General features: G+C 42.9%; 12 protein-coding genes. 11 read left to right on the top strand and 1 reads right to left on the bottom strand.

Annotated features, from left to right (window positions below; genetic code table 11):
• Positions 1–51: 51 nt before the first annotated feature.
• From M5E81_RS09270 to M5E81_RS09235, 8 genes are all read left to right on the top strand, one after another.
• Positions 52–249, top strand: coding sequence for a hypothetical protein (locus tag M5E81_RS09270; protein ID WP_032548367.1), 198 nt, complete (start codon positions 52–54; stop codon positions 247–249).
• A gap of 140 nt (positions 250–389) precedes the next feature.
• Complete coding sequence (locus tag M5E81_RS09265; RefSeq protein ID WP_074073548.1) at positions 390–1967, top strand: recombinase family protein; 1578 nt, start codon at positions 390–392, stop codon at positions 1965–1967.
• A gap of 107 nt (positions 1968–2074) precedes the next feature.
• On the top strand, positions 2075–2605 hold the full coding sequence (locus M5E81_RS09260; protein ID WP_249747349.1) for a ribonuclease domain-containing protein: 531 nt from the start codon (positions 2075–2077) through the stop codon (positions 2603–2605).
• A 10-nt stretch (positions 2606–2615) separates the two neighbouring features.
• Positions 2616–2885: a barstar family protein gene (locus M5E81_RS09255; RefSeq protein WP_249747348.1), complete on the top strand. Its 270-nt coding sequence runs from the start codon at positions 2616–2618 to the stop codon at positions 2883–2885.
• Positions 2886–2984: 99 nt separating this feature from the next.
• Positions 2985–4877, top strand: a complete 1893-nt coding sequence (locus M5E81_RS09250; RefSeq protein WP_249747347.1) for an ABC-F family ATP-binding cassette domain-containing protein — start codon at positions 2985–2987, stop codon at positions 4875–4877.
• 145 nt (positions 4878–5022) lie between these two features.
• A complete protein-coding gene (locus M5E81_RS09245) occupies positions 5023–6381 on the top strand; it encodes an MATE family efflux transporter (RefSeq protein ID WP_249747346.1) in 1359 nt (452 codons plus the stop codon).
• A 283-nt stretch (positions 6382–6664) separates the two neighbouring features.
• Positions 6665–7873: an AAA family ATPase gene (locus M5E81_RS09240; RefSeq protein ID WP_419720861.1), complete on the top strand. Its 1209-nt coding sequence runs from the start codon at positions 6665–6667 to the stop codon at positions 7871–7873.
• A 518-nt stretch (positions 7874–8391) separates the two neighbouring features.
• Positions 8392–9147, top strand: coding sequence for a glycosyltransferase family 2 protein (locus tag M5E81_RS09235; protein WP_249747344.1), 756 nt, complete (start codon positions 8392–8394; stop codon positions 9145–9147).
• An 84-nt stretch (positions 9148–9231) separates the two neighbouring features.
• On the opposite strand, the gene M5E81_RS09230 is transcribed toward M5E81_RS09235, so the two are convergent.
• A complete protein-coding gene (locus M5E81_RS09230; protein ID WP_249747343.1) occupies positions 9232–11016 on the bottom strand; it encodes a phosphoethanolamine transferase family protein in 1785 nt (594 codons plus the stop codon).
• Between the two features lie 159 nt (positions 11017–11175).
• Between M5E81_RS09230 and M5E81_RS09225 the strand changes: the two genes are divergently transcribed.
• The 3 genes from M5E81_RS09225 to M5E81_RS09215 all read left to right on the top strand — a co-directional run bounded on the left by M5E81_RS09225 (position 11176) and on the right by M5E81_RS09215 (position 15099).
• The gene (locus M5E81_RS09225; RefSeq protein WP_249747342.1) at positions 11176–12108 is read left to right on the top strand and encodes a glycosyltransferase family 8 protein; all 933 of its coding nucleotides are present in this window, start codon (positions 11176–11178) and stop codon (positions 12106–12108) included.
• Positions 12109–12135: 27 nt separating this feature from the next.
• The gene (locus tag M5E81_RS09220) at positions 12136–13950 is read left to right on the top strand and encodes a phosphoethanolamine transferase family protein (RefSeq protein ID WP_249747341.1); all 1815 of its coding nucleotides are present in this window, start codon (positions 12136–12138) and stop codon (positions 13948–13950) included.
• 195 nt (positions 13951–14145) lie between these two features.
• Entirely contained in the window at positions 14146–15099 is a 954-nt protein-coding gene (locus M5E81_RS09215; RefSeq protein WP_249747340.1) for a WaaS/CpsH family glycosyltransferase, read from the top strand.
• Positions 15100–15110 lie beyond the last annotated feature (11 nt).

The raw sequence follows: 15110 nt of genomic DNA, 5'->3' as shown, positions 1-15110 counted from the left end.
GAACAGAAATTCAAGCTGCATGATGAAAAATAATCATACGGAGGACACTGGATGGTAAAAAGCGAAAGCGACATTATTGATACAATACACACCGGGCAGGTCATTACTGACGAGAACGGCACACAGTATTTTGTATGTGGGAAAAACCGTATCAAAATCTCCGAACATTTTGCCGCTGGCGGTCGTCCGATTGGCGATCTGATTGTGGATGTCGTCCGGCACACGGCGGCAAGGGCAGCTTCTTCGTGACCCATCGTTGATACACGCCCACGCTTATGATATAATTGCCATGGAGCAAAAGTATTGTAAGCGTGGGTTGTTTCTTTAGAAGGAGGATTTTTACGGTGAAACAACCTTACAATACTACCATTTACAACACGGCTCTTTATATGCGGTTAAGCCGTGACGATGAAAGCTATGGTGACAGCGTAAGCATTGAAACGCAGCGGACAATCCTGCAACAGTACGCAAGGGAGCAGGGGCTTCATGTGGTCGGAGAATATGTGGACGATGGGTGGAGTGGGACAAACTTCGAGCGTCCGAGTTTCCAGCGCATGATGGACGATGTGGAAGCCGGAAAAGTAAACTGCATTGTCACCAAAGACCTGTCCCGTTTCGGGCGGGAGCATGTGATGATGGACTACTATCTGGAATTTCTGTTCCCGGAAAAACGGGTGCGGTACATCGCCGTTGCGGAGAATGAGGACACAGAAAAGGGACTGTCCGATTTTGTGCCATTCAAAAACCTGTTCAACGAATGGTTCGCAAAGGACACCAGCCGCAAGGTAAAAACTGCTTTCAAGGCAAAGTTTGCCGCCGGACAGCGTATCAGCGCCTATGCTCCCCTCGGGTACAAGAAGCACCCGGAAATCAAGAACAAGCTGATAATCGACGAGGAAACCCGCTGGATCGTGGAGAAGATTTTTGACCTTGCTATTCACGGCAAAGGGGCGGCCAGCATTACAAGGATATTGATTGCGGAAAAAGTACCGACGCCGGGATTTATCAACTTCCAGCGTGACGGGACTTTCGCCAATATCTATGCTGGCGCACCAGAGGAAAAAGGCTACGCATGGACGATAGCGCAGGTCAAAAGCATTATGAAAGATGAAACCTACATCGGCCATACCATCCACTACCGGGAGACCAATATTTCCTTTAAGAACAAGCGGAGGATACGCAAGCCCCAAAGCGAATGGGTGCGGGTGGAGAACACGCAGGAGCCGATTATCAGCGAACAGGTTTTCCGGCAGGTACAGGAGCAGATCGCAAGCCGCCGGAGGGAGCGCAAGAATGGCACGACACAGATTTTTGCGGGGCTGATAAAGTGTGCGGACTGCGGCTGGTCGCTGGCCTACGGGGAGAACAGACAGAACAGCAAGCCCTATGGCTACTACCATTGTAGCAAGAACGGGCAAGGCACACGCCAATGCTCCATGCACTACATCCGCTATGATGTGCTTTACGCCTATGTCCTCTCCCGTCTGCAATACTGGTCGGCGCTGGTACAGCACGATGAAGAACAGCTTTTGAAACGGCTGCTGAACGCCAATGACAAAGGACAGGCCGCCGCAAGAAAAAAACAGGCTGCTGAACTGAAAAAAGCGGAGAAGCGGAAAGCCGAGGTCGATACCCTGTTTGCCCGGATGTATGAGGACTGGGCGGCGGGGCGTATCACAGAATACAACTTCAATATGCTGTCCGGGAAGTACCAAAGCGAACAGGCGGAACTGGAAGAAAAGATTGAACAGCTTCAATCTGCTATTGCCGCTGAAAGCCAGAGTGCCGCAGACGCAGAAAAATGGATTGCCTTGATGAAAGAGTGCGTCAATCCCACGGAACTCACCGCTGAACTCTTGAACACGCTGATTGAAAAAATCCTTGTCCATGAGGCGGTCAAGAACGAAGACGGAAGCCGGGAACAGGAGGTAGAAATCTTCTACCGCTTCATCGGCAAAATTGATTGAATGACACCAATATCTTTAAGTATGTGATACCGGGGCGGCGTATCATGATATGGTGCGCCGATTTTTTGTATATGATATAATGAAAAGAAAACGAAAGGAGCATACTTATGCAAAAACTTTTAGCGTTCTTACTGGCGATGCTGCTCAGCGTCAGCGTAATTGCCGGCTGCGGCAGTAACAGTCCCAAGACCAACGATAAGCAGACAACCCAGACAACAAATGTTAATACAACCAAGAGCAACAATGGCCAGAACACTGCGGCCAACGTCAAGGCCAACAGCGGCAAAATCAAAATCAGCGAAAGCGCTGCCTACACCGATAAGGAGCATGTTGCTGCCTACATCAACGAATATAAGCGATTGCCGCACAACTATATCACGAAAAACGAGGCCAAAAAGCTGGGCTGGCAGACAAAAGGCACCCTCGACAAGGTTGCACCCGGTAAATCCATCGGCGGCGACCGCTACGGCAATTACGAGGGTAAGCTGCCGAAGAAAAACGGCCGTAACTGGAAGGAATGTGACATTGATTATGTGAAGGGTAATCGTAACGCGAAGCGCATTGTCTTTTCCAACGATGGTCTGATTTACTATACCGGTGATCACTACAAGTCCTTCAGCAAGCTTTACGGAAAATAAGGAGATTATTATGAGAACAATCACATTAGACCTTGAGCGCATGACCTCTGTGCCTGCGCTGCATAAATATCTGCGCAGCGCACTGGCATTGCCTGCGCATTACGGTGCCAATTTAGACGCGTTGTATGATTGCCTGACAGAAATTGCCGAGCCGACGCAGATTATTGTGCCTGCTGATATTACCGACAATGAAAAGCTGGGCTGGTATGGCGAGCAGCTGCTGCAGGTTTTGCAGGACGCAGCAGAGGAAAACGAAAATTTACAGGTAACAGTGAATTAGCAATACGAAGGGCGAGCCTTAGCGGTTCGTCCTTTTTACTTTTATCCGCAGGCGTGTTATAATTTTAGAGTGTAAATGTTTCACAGGGAGATAAGTAAAATGATTTTAAGTGCAGAGGATTTGTCGTACAGCTATGGCGACAGATTGTTGTTTGAAAATATTACATTTAACGTAGAAGAGGGTGACAAGTACGGTATTATCGGTGTTAATGGCACCGGTAAAAGTACCTTGCTGCGCATGATTGCCCATCATGAGGCCGGTGACGGCAAGCTGACGATTCCCGGCGGCGTGGTGATGGAATATCTGCCGCAGGACCCGCCGTTTGAGGCAGATGCAACTGTATTGGAGCAGGTTTTTAAAGGCGATTCGCCGCTGATGGTGCTGTTGCGTGATTACGAAACTGCGGTGGAGCAGGCTGCAGCGGAGCCTGATAACAAAAAGCTGCAAAAGCATTTGCTTGATTTGCAGCAGCAGATGGATGATAAATATGCCTGGCAGCTGGAAAGCGAAGCGAAGGCAGTGCTTACGCAGCTTGGCATTACTAATCTGCAGCAGCAGATGGGCGAGCTGAGCGGCGGCCAGCGCAAGCGTGTGGCCTTGGCCGGTGTGCTGGTGCGTCCGTCGGATCTGCTGATTTTGGACGAGCCTACCAACCATATGGATAACGCCACTGTTGCCTGGCTGGAGCAAAAGCTGTTGGCGCGCAAGGGTGCGCTGCTGATGGTAACCCATGACCGTTATTTCTTTGACCGTGTTGTTAACCGCACTTTAGAGATAGATGGCGGCAAGGGCTATGTTTATGTAGGCAACTACAGCCTCTTTCTGCAAAAGCGTGAGGAACGCCGTATTGCGGAGGCCTCTGCTGCGCAAAAGCTGCGTAACATCTATCGCCGTGAGCTGGCGTGGATTAGCCGTGGTGCGGAAGCACGCCGTACCAAAAAGAAGGACCGCGTGGAGCGCTTTGCTCAGATTGAAGCGGAAGTGAAGAACGTCAAGACGGAAGCAAATCTGGAAATGTCCTCCGTCAGCAGTCGTCTTGGCAAAACAATCATCGAGCTGGAAGACATCGGCATGGTGTGGGACGGTAAGGATTATATCAAGGATTTCAGCTATATCCTGCTGCGTAATGACCGCATCGGTATCGTCGGTCCTAATGGCGCAGGCAAATCAACGCTGATGGATATCATTGCCGGTAAGCTGCAGCCTACGAGCGGCGAAATGCGCGTAGGCCAGACTGTGAAGATTGGCTATTTTGCACAGCACAGCGAATTCCCGGACAGCAATATGCGTGTGCTGGAATATATCAAGGAAGCGAATAATTACATTGAAACGGCCGACGGCCAACGCATCAGCGCAGCGCAGATGCTGGAACGCTTCCTCTTCCCGCCGGAGCTGCAATGGGTGCCGGTGTCCAAGCTCAGTGGCGGTGAAAAACGCCGCTTGTATCTGTTGCGTGTGCTGATGACGGCACCGAACGTGCTGCTTTTGGACGAACCGACAAATGATTTGGATATCCCGACACTTTCTGTTTTGGAGGATTATCTCGACAGCTTCGCCGGTGCGGTTATCGCCGTTTCCCATGACCGTTACTTCCTCGACCGCTTTGCGCAAAAGATTTTCGCATTGGAGCAGGATGGCAGCATTAAGCCGTATATCGGCGGCTACAGCGATTATGCAGAAGCTCTGCAGGAGGAAAGTGCGCAGCAGGCGCAGCCTATTAAGGCTAAGCCGGTGGCTGCAGCAAAGCCTGCCGAAGAGCCTGCGAAGAAGAAAATGACTTATGGCGAGCGCCTGGAGCTGGAGCGTTTGGACCAGGAGATTGCGCGCAGTGAGGCAGAGCTGAAAATGTTGGGCGCAGAAATCAACCAATGCGGCAGTGACTTCACCCGTCTGGCAGCTTTAACTAAGCAGCAGGAGGCTGTGCAGCAAAAGCTGGATGAGATGGTGGACCGTTGGGCTTATCTTTCCGAATTGGCAGAAGCAGAAGACTGAGCTTGACAAGCAGGCTGCTTATTGTTAAAATTAAATCTGAAAAATTGTTGTGGATTTTTTCTGATTCAATAGTCATCTTTTCGCCACACGACTGTGTTTGCAGCCGTGTGGCTTTTGTTATATTAGGGAAAATGGGAGTAATGATATGCTAAAAATTTTACACAAGGATTATAAGGATAAGGTTAAGCGTTTGCTGAGCGTTATGTTGCCGATTATCGGCACGCAGATTGCGATTATGGGCATGAACTTTTTTGATGCCAGTATGTCCGGGCAGGCTGGCGATGCGGATTTGGCCGGCGCTGCCATCGGCGGTAATATCTGGATGCCGGTACAGACCTGCTTTGCAGGCATTTTGCTGGCGGCGATGCCTTTGATTGCCAACCTGTTGGGGGCAGGCGAAAAGGAAAAAATCTCTACGGTAGTACGACATGGCATGCTGTTGGCTGTAGCCTTTTCTGTGCTGATAATTGTCGGTGGCGTTATCTTTCTGCCGCCGTTTTTGCAGGGCATGAGCTTGGCACCGGAGGTTTATCACATTGCGCTGTGGTATATGGCCGGTCTTGGCATAGGCGTGCTGCCGTTCTTCCTTATCACACCGCTGCGCAGCCTTGTAGATACTTTGGGTTATACCAAGCTGTCGATGAAGATTTATCTTTTGGCGCTGCCTGTCAACGCCTTCCTGAACTATGTGCTGATTTTCGGCAAGCTGGGCTTACCGCGCCTGGGCGGCATTGGCGCCGGCGTAGCAACGGGCATCACCTTTTGGCTGCTTTTGGTGATGTTCGCAGTGGTGGTGACGAAGCTGCAACCGTTCAAGCAGTATGATGTGCTGGGCTTTGTGCGCCCAGTAAAGCATCTGGTGGCAGAATATCTGCGCATTGGTGTGCCTATGGGTGTGGCTATTTTTATGGAAACAAGCATCTTTGGCGTTGTGGCGCTTTTCATTGCCAAATTCGGCACAGAGGTGATTGCTGCGCATCAGGCGGCACTTAACTTCTCCTCGCTTATTTATATGTTCCCCATGAGCTTCTCGCTGGCGCTGACGATCGTGGTGGGCGTTGAATATGGTGCGAAAAACTATCAGGGGGCGCGCGATTACACGGCATTGGGCTTGGAGATGAGCCTTTTTATTGCTATGGGTTACATGGCGCTGGAGCTGGTGGCGCGTGAGTATATTGCGCTCATTTATACAACGAATCCGCACGTCATTGAGCTGGTGAAGGTGTTTATTATCTACGCTATTATGTGGCAGGGAGGCGACGCAGTCGCGGCGCCGATACAGGGAATTTTGCGTGGCTACAAGGACGTTAATGCTACATTTTGGTGCAGCATGCTGGCTTATTGGGCAATTTGCCTGCCGGTGGGTCTGCTTTTGGATTACAAGTTCAATAATGGTGCCTTTGCTTATTGGCAGAGCCTGGATATCGGCGTAATCTGCAGTGCTGTTGTTTTGTCGTTGCGTCTTGTTTTGCTGCAGCGCAGGATAAAGAAAGATGAAGAATAGATAGGGAGCGGCTTAAGCTGCTCCTTATTTTGCACTTTAAATGTAGTTGTATAGTAGAATAATGTACGCGTATGATATTCGTTAGGGAAAATGATAGAATATTAAACAATGCCAATAGTTTAGAGTTTGGGTGAAAAACGCCTAAAGGCACTTCCAGTAGCAGCTAAAAAAACAAATTTTAGGTTTTATATGCCGTTTTCAGTAAAATATTTTCTAAAACAGGCTTATAAAATTGATTTTTGGCGTTTTTAATGTTACAATGAGCATGAAAGGAGTTGATTTCATGCTCTGTCAATTTTCATTTAAAAATTTCAAATCATATAAAGATGAAACAGTTTTTGATATGCTGGCAGCTAATCTGCCTGAGTTTGCCGAAAATATTATTTACTGCAAGCCAGCGAGTAATCTTTTACCTGTAGCAGCTATCTATGGACCTAACGGCGGCGGTAAAACAAATATGCTGCAGGCTTTAACCTGCCTTATCTCCACCGTGGTAAAACCTATCTACGATATGGAAAAAACTCGTACTAAGCTTATAGTACAGCAAAAAGTATCTTGCACGCCTTTCCTGTTTGATGAAAAAACCTCTAATGAGCCTACAGAATTCCTGCTTTACTTCCGTACTAATGGCTATGAGTACCGCTATTACCTTTCTATGCTTCATGATGAAATCATTGCCGAAGCACTGGACAGAAAAAAAATAGGCGGCAAACGCACCGCCCATATTTTTGACCGAGAAGAAAAAGTTATTACTCTAGGCTCCAGTATAAATAAAGCATCAATAAATAGAGATATAAATCCAAAGATGCCCTACTTATCGTTCTTGGCAATCAACTATGATATCCCTGCTGTCAATGACGCTCAAAAATGGTTTGAAAGCTGCATTATCCGCAGCTATGCTAATCCTGAAGCTGAATTACAGATAATGCTGTCTGATAACAAAACCATACGCCGGCAAATTATAAGTGCTTTAAATGATATGGGTATTGATATCAACGGCTATCGCTACGACAACGATAGCAAACAACTCATCATGCAAAGAACACTGCATGGAAAAACCTACGAGTTATCCTATAAAGATGAATCAGATGGTACTAAAAAGCTCATTGCAGCATTGCCGATACTACTGATTGCTTTAGCAGAAGGACGGCTGGCTGTTATTGACGAATTAGATGCCAAGCTTCATCCGAAGCTGCTGCGTTACATCATAGCTCTGTTTAAAAATCCTAAGCTAAATACGCATGGAGCGCAACTAATCTTCACCTCTCACGATATAGCAACTATGAAAAACACTGTTTACCGCCGTGACGAGATTTGGTTTGCCGCTGAAGGAGATAACCACAGCAGCGAGCTGTACTCGCTCTATGAAATCCGCAAAGAAAACAACGAGCGTATCAACAATACCGCAGCTTATGACAAGCAGTATCTTGAAGGACGTTACGGAGCAGACCCATACTTGCAGAATATGCTGAAGGATGGTGAATGGCAATGAGCTTAAAACCTCCGACTGTATTATCCCCTTGGCATTGATTTGTCAGGGGGATTTTTAGTACGATTGGCATTGGAGAGAGGTAAACGGAGAGATTTAGTAGTGATTAAATTTATTTCTTAATGAAAATATCTGTTTTGACGATTGGTAGTTAATTTTCCGAATGCATTATTTTTACATTCAGAATATAGTTGTAGAATAGAACAATATGCGCACATAATATTCGTTAGGAAAAAGTGCAATAAATTACATTTTTCTTGACGAATGGGTGGACCGATGCAACTTTTTCACTTGTAGTAGTTCTTAATATTTGATTGGAAAAAACGAAAAGTGATTTTTTTGTAATCGTTTTTTCGGATGCAGTTTCTTGATAATTACTAAATAGAGTTTTTATAATCATAGTCAACTTGTGAATGAAAAGTATGGTATAATATACCTACTAGCGTGAGTGTTTAACAGGAAGATTGCTATTTGCTGATATGAGATATTTAGATAAAAAATCCAATATGAGGAAAATAAAAATGAGTAAAGTTACTGTAGTAGTTTTAACAAAAAATGAAGAAAAAAATATAGTCGCTGTTGTGCAGAATGCCAAGAAAGTTGCAGCAGAGGTGCTGATTGTCGATTCCGGTAGTACGGATAAAACAGTTCAATTAGCAGAAGAAAATGGTGCGAAGGTTGTTTACCGTGCTTGGGATAATGACTTTGCGGCGCAGCGCAATTTTGCGTTACAGCATGTAAAAACCGAATGGGTGCTGTATCTTGATGCAGATGAAAGAATGACTGATGATCTTTGCTGTGCTGTAGAAAAAGCAATGGCAACAAAAGCACAAAAGCAGTACAGCATTATGCGTAAAATACATGCCTTTGGTTTTACCTATAAGCATGGCATTTTTAAACCGGATGAAGTGTTGCGCCTTTTCCCTGTAAATAAGGTGCATTGGGAAAATAAAGTGCATGAAAGACCGGTATGCGATTTGCCGAAAGAAAAGCTGGCAGGCTATATCGAACATTATACATATGATTCCTGGCAACAATGGTGGGATAAGGCAGGGCATTATACTACTATTTGGGCAGAGGATAATTTTGCAAAGGGAAAGCGGACCTCACTTGCAGCATGCTTTGCGCATTCGGCTTATGGCTTTCTGCGGGCTTATATACTGCAGCTTGGTTTTATTGATGGCTGGAGCGGTTTATATTCCAGTCTGCAGCATTTTATTTATACTATGATGAAGTATTTGAAGCTGTATGAGTTGCAGAAAGCAAAAAGTAAATAGGCTGATATTTTATTGTGTAAATATAAGTAAAGAAGAAAACGCGAAGCGGTTAGCTTTTTATACTAACGTTTCGCGTTTGTCAGGTTATCCTTCCGGATCATCGATAATATGTAATTTTCCTAGGTCGGTTAGCAGCATATCTCTGGTATATTTATACTGAGTGGATGCTAAGCTGTTTGCTTCGTCATAATGATTGGATTTGATATCTAAAATACCGCAAATTAGCTCATAGGCTAAATCGTTAGTCCAATATTTATCCTGATTAGATTTAAGTGCTGAATATACTTGAGGATGGCTTTCAATATACTCATCAGAAAAATAAGTAAACAGAGGGATGCGCACTGTTGCAAACCCGCCAAAATTTGGTGAACGTCGTTTATCAGGCATTGTAGCGTGATCTGAGAAGTACACCATAGCTTGTAAATTTAAATGCTTAGCAGCGTATTCCTGAATCTGCTGCAAAACATAGTCAGTATAGGCAATTGAATCAATATAGTTTGGAATAAGGTCATAGGTATCTGGTTTACTGAATTTAGCAAATTTCTGAGGATAGCGGTTAATGAAATTAAAATGACTGCCTTTGAGATGAAAAACAAGAAAGTTATTTTCATTAGCGTCAATCTGTTTCAAATAACCCAATAGGCTTTCGTCGTATTGTACCTGATTGAGGTGCAGCTTAGTCCATTCTGCAGTATCAGCAGTATTTGCTACCAGCGTTACCGCAGTATCGGCAGCACCGATATGGCTTTGATTACTGAACCATGAAATCTTAAAGCCTGCTTTGCGGGCTATATCAACAAAGGAGCAGGATTCATAAAACTTTTTGTCATTATATTGGTTAACTTCAGTAAAAGCTCGCTCTAAAGAAGGGACGGTTTGCCCGCGGCTGGAATAGGCTTTGGGGAATAACAGATAATTTCTTTCAAGCTTCTTTGCATTTAACCAAGGCGTGGTATCCTGCGGATAATTACAGAAGGCACTCATGTAGTCACGGGATTCCGATTCGCCTATTACCAAAATGAACGTAGCCGGTTTTTTGCAGAACGGTGTAGTTTGTGTTACATTGAGGTTAGCTACGCGTTTGGCAAGGTTTGTTTTATATGATTTGGTTTGCTCAAGATAGTCTTTAACATCCAAGACTAATTCAATAAGACCGGTACGGATGAAAACACCTTTTTTAGTATTCCATAAATAATAGGTTAAAAATAGAGTTAAAGCAATGATTATTGCCAAATTCGGCAACAGCGGAGCGGTGATTGATGCTTCCGATGTCAGATTGAAATAAAAGAAGCCTGCCAACAGAGCGATGTTAAGTATCGGAGTTCCGATGCGTACGGCTAACGGCATAGATTTAAAATATTCTATAACCTCATTAGTATAGGTTTCAAAAATCATAGTTACTGCACCGGTGCTTACACAGGTTCCGTAAAGGAGATAGTAGGAAGCCTGAAATAATGGCAGTGCCAGCAATACGTATTCCATAAGAGAGATAAGTGACAAGGTGATTGCCGGGAAAATGTTAAAGGCTTGTACAAGCAGCTTTAAGGAAATAAGCCAGCCGATAATGTATAAGCCGAATACTGTATCTAGATGAAAGCCGAAATCCGAGGATATTTTGTGGTAGGTAAGATAATAAAACAGCGGATATGCTGTTATCCAGGATACACCTACCAAAAAGCTAAGCAGATACTGGGGCGAGAGTAAAGACTCATTTACCAGATACATAGGTAACACAGCTAAAATGGCGCAGGGAATAAATCTGCGCAGCTGCAGGTATTCTGCTTTGTGGCCAAGACCGTGGGAAAATGTAACATAAAACGCATAAGAAGCGATGTAAAGACAGATGCCTGCTATAATATAAATAGACATGTATTCGGTTACTTCCTTTCTGTTTATAAAATCATCTAAAAATTATTATAATATAGTCTGGCCGGCAATGCAAATAAGTTGTGGCTTAGTGATTGAGAAAAAGTCAGCATAATAATGCTATTTATAGTATAATAAATAAAAAATACTAGGAGATTCGTTATGAAAACGATAAATATTGCATTAGCAGCAGATAATAATTATGCGCAGCATGTAGCTGTAGTCATGGAGTCAATCTTAGAGAATACTGAAGAAACAAACAAAGTGCGTTTTTTCTTGTTGAGTGACGGTATTACTGCTGAAAAAATTACAGGTTTACAACAGACAATTGATGGTAAGAACGCAGAACTGGTTGTTTGCGATTTGTCGACATACAAGGGCTTTGAAAAGCTGTATACAAGCGGACATATCAGCAAGGCTGCATATTTCAGATTATATATGGCCAATATATTGCCTGAGAATGTGCAAAAGGTAATTTATCTGGATGTAGATTTGCTGGTTCTGCAGGATATAGCTGTTTTATGGAACATTGATATGCAGGGGAAGGCTATAGCTGCTGTGCCGGATTATGGCATTATGGCTTCCAAGCGATTGATGCAGCAGAAGCATGAGGTTATTGGCTTGCCTTTAGATAAAAAGTACTTTAATTCCGGAGTTGTTATAATGGATTTACAGCAGTGGCGTGCTAATGATTATTCCGGTAAAGTAATTGAGCTTGCTGCAACAGGCAATTTCCCGCACCATGATCAGGATGCTTTGAACAAGCTCTTTATGTATAATTGGAAGGAATTGCCGTTATCGTGGAATGTAATTCCGCCTATTTTTGATTTATTGCCGAAGGTTTTGCTTAATAATAGGTTTAGAGCTTCAGCTATTAAAGCAAGAAACGATATTGCTATTTTACATTATGCAGGACGCTATAAGCCTTGGGAATTTGTCTTAAAGCCGGGCTTTAATGATAAGTACTACAAATATCTAAAAAATACTGCCTTTGCTGATGTAGATATGCCTCAGCCGGGAAAAAACATGCAGGGAAAATCACTGGGCAGACAGATGCTTAGAATACATATAGCTGACTTTATCAGTCATTTTTAATGTTGTTAAGGGTGCAAAATCACAAATATGAGGTTTTTATCTAAATCCAAAACATTTTTTGTTAGTTTAGCTTTAACATATATAGTCTTAGTAGGCGTTTATTATTTTACTTCCGTTGGCATTCGTCCGACTACATTGTTTTTACAAATGCGTCGCTATCTTCCGTGTGCTTTGGCGGTAGCTATAGCTGTTTCTACGTGGAAACATGCCGGGTTGAATTTAAATAAATTGTTGCCTCATGCAATAGTTGGCGTTGCATGGGTTCTAGTGTATCCTATCTGCTATTGGCTGACTTATCATAGTACGTTAACCTTTATTGATAAGCATTATGATGAGTCGTTCGGTGCATATTTCTTCGCTTTTATTGTATGCTTACGCCTGCTTTTAATTAAATGGCAAGATAGCAGGATAATAGCATTTGGCTTTGGTTTGGCAGATACAATTGCAGCTTTAATACCGTGTCTGCAGTTAGTTTACTTTGCTAACTATCAGTATCCTATTACTGAAGCTGCTTCTATTGCGTTATTGCAGACCAATCCTGAAGAAGCCAAGGAATATTTACTGCTAAATCTGGGATATTTTGGAATTATGGCAGCAGTTGTAGTTTTAGCTTTAATGTTGCTGTATTTTGTGCATTTAAACAATTTTTATACTAACAACACAGTAAAACTAAGCAAGAAGTATGTTGCTGCAGCGATGCTTATATGTTTAGCTACCGTTGTTTATGGAAGCAAGATGTTTTTCAATACTGGCGTCATGCAGACATATGTATTTGCTAAAGAGTATTTTGAAGGTGCTAATAGGTTTAAAACTTATCATGAGCAAAATTTTGCGGATTTAACTGTATCGCCGTCTAAGCCTGCATTCTCCAAACCTTCCACGGTGATTATGGTTATTGGTGAATCAGCTTCTGCTTATTATATGAGTGCGTATAGTGATGTAAAAAATGATAATTCACCTTGGCTGAAATCTATGCGTGGTAATTATAATTTTATCCTGTTCAACCATGCCTATACAAGCAGGTGCCAGACAGTGCCGGCATTAGAGCGTGCTCTGACGGAGAAAAATCAGTATAATAATAAAGAATTCAATCAAAGTGTTACCGTAATTGATATTGCTAAAAAGGCCGGTTATGAAACCTATTGGTTCAGCAACAAAGGCTATATCAGTGATGCAGATACTCCTATTACTATGGTGGCTAAAACTGCGGACCATGCGGAATGGCTTAGCGAGGATAAAAATTTAAGGGGCAAGTATCAATATGATGGCGACTTGCTTAATTGCTTGAAAAAGGTTGATCCGACGAAGAATAACTTTGTTGTTTTGCATTTTATGGGTAGTCATGAGGATTGCATTAACCGTTATCCGCAAAGCTTTGCCAAATTCAGCCAACCCGGTCAATTTGATATGGTTTTGAACTATGATGACAGCATTGCTTATACAGATTATGTTTTGAGTGAAGTTTATAAGTATGCCAATGCAAATTTGAATTTACAGGCTATGCTGTATTTTAGCGATCATGGTGCTGATCCCTATCGTAAGCGTAATCCTGATGCTGCTGGCTTTAAAGCATTGCAGATTCCCATGTTTATTTATGTATCTGATGAATACAAGCAGCTATTCAGTGACAGTGTTGCTGTATTTAAGGAACACAGAAACGCTTACTTTACGAATGATTTGATGTATGAGGCTGTTTGCAATTTGCTGCAGATAAAATCTAATCGTTACAATGAGGATGAAAGCTTATTGAACAGTTCGTATAAGTATAAAAGGGAGAATTTGACAACAGAGCTTGGAAAAATGAGATTGGTCGATGATAAAGAGCCACGAAAGGCTGAATAAAGTATAATGCATAGATGATGAGAAGTTAATTTGTCAGAAGTGAGCGAAGGTCTTGATATCACTATGCATTAATGTCTAATTTGGGCAAAAATATGCAGTTTAAGCTTGCAATAAGGCAGTGCTGAGATTGAAACGTATTGGTTTTGGGTGTAAAATATTTTAATAGAAAAAGATGATTTTATAGGAGTAGAGGGTATGATAAATAATAATAAAACATTGATACTTGGCTGGCCTGTAAAGCCGCCGCAAAAGTGGTTACAAAGATATCCGGATATTGAAGTAACGCGTATTTATAGGGAAAACGTTAATTGGTGTGAAAAAAAATTCAAGGATTTGTCTTTTCATATGCCCAAAAGCATGCAAGTATTTGACTGTATTAAGCCAAGTACCTGGTATGGTGATTGGAAAGAGCGGATCAAGGGATTTGACACAGTAATTCTTATAGATGAAATTCGTGGAAGAGATGTTTTTGAATATATTCTGGAAAAGAATCCTCAATGCAACTTAAATGTTTTTATCGATTCACCAATAAAAGAAGGCTCGAAAAAAGAACCATTTTTGTACAAGGATTTGCCGGTAAGATTTTTTACCTGCGACAGAAGAATTGCAGAAAGATATCACATTGAATTTGCACCATACTTTTATATTTTTTCACCATACTATTTTGATGAGTATCTTAATGACAGTTGGCTTGAAAACAATAGAGAGGTCTTTTTTGTTGGGGAGGAAAAAGGGGATCGTGCGCAAAGAATTGCGCAAATTAAAGAAATCCTTTCTAAGGCAGGACTGACGCATGATATTCACCTTGTACCGCAAAACAGGCGTGGCAAGAAGAAAGCTGCATACATGACATATAGTGATGTCATTGAACATGTTAAGCAAAGCAAGGCTATATTAGAGCTGATTTCTGACGGACAGACCGGTATTACTCAAAGGCCTTATGAAGCACTTTTCTTTAAAAAGAAGCTTATTACGACGAGTGCTGAAATCAAAAATTATGATTTCTACTGCGAGCAAAATGTGTTTGTTTTAGGAGAACGAGAGGTTGCAGAACTGCCGGAGTTTTTGAATGCGCCTTTTAAAGAAATTGACAAGGAGATTGTTGACGAATATACGCTGAAAAGCTGGGTGGAGAGGTTTAAAAAGTAAAGATATTATTG

This window comes from Phascolarctobacterium succinatutens (genome assembly GCF_023497905.1).
In the GTDB taxonomy this organism is placed as follows: Bacteria; Bacillota; Negativicutes; order Acidaminococcales; family Acidaminococcaceae; genus Phascolarctobacterium_A; species Phascolarctobacterium_A succinatutens.
This window is presented reverse-complemented; position numbering and strand designations above follow the sequence as displayed.

What these genes read in the sequence shown, in the direction of transcription:
- M5E81_RS09215 (WP_249747340.1), top strand. Translation starts at nt 14,146, where the DNA reads ATGATAAATAATAATAAAACATTGATACTTGGCTGGCCTGTAAAGCCG.
- M5E81_RS09245 (WP_249747346.1), top strand. Translation starts at nt 5,023, where the DNA reads ATGCTAAAAATTTTACACAAGGATTATAAGGATAAGGTTAAGCGTTTG.
- M5E81_RS09260 (WP_249747349.1), top strand. Translation starts at nt 2,075, where the DNA reads ATGCAAAAACTTTTAGCGTTCTTACTGGCGATGCTGCTCAGCGTCAGC.
- M5E81_RS09265 (WP_074073548.1), top strand. Translation starts at nt 390, where the DNA reads ATGCGGTTAAGCCGTGACGATGAAAGCTATGGTGACAGCGTAAGCATT.
- M5E81_RS09270 (WP_032548367.1), top strand. Translation starts at nt 52, where the DNA reads ATGGTAAAAAGCGAAAGCGACATTATTGATACAATACACACCGGGCAG.
- M5E81_RS09230 (WP_249747343.1), bottom strand. Translation starts at nt 11,016, where the DNA reads ATGTCTATTTATATTATAGCAGGCATCTGTCTTTACATCGCTTCTTAT.
- M5E81_RS09240 (WP_419720861.1), top strand. Translation starts at nt 6,665, where the DNA reads ATGCTCTGTCAATTTTCATTTAAAAATTTCAAATCATATAAAGATGAA.
- M5E81_RS09255 (WP_249747348.1), top strand. Translation starts at nt 2,616, where the DNA reads ATGAGAACAATCACATTAGACCTTGAGCGCATGACCTCTGTGCCTGCG.
- M5E81_RS09235 (WP_249747344.1), top strand. Translation starts at nt 8,392, where the DNA reads ATGAGTAAAGTTACTGTAGTAGTTTTAACAAAAAATGAAGAAAAAAAT.
- M5E81_RS09250 (WP_249747347.1), top strand. Translation starts at nt 2,985, where the DNA reads ATGATTTTAAGTGCAGAGGATTTGTCGTACAGCTATGGCGACAGATTG.
- M5E81_RS09220 (WP_249747341.1), top strand. Translation starts at nt 12,136, where the DNA reads ATGAGGTTTTTATCTAAATCCAAAACATTTTTTGTTAGTTTAGCTTTA.
- M5E81_RS09225 (WP_249747342.1), top strand. Translation starts at nt 11,176, where the DNA reads ATGAAAACGATAAATATTGCATTAGCAGCAGATAATAATTATGCGCAG.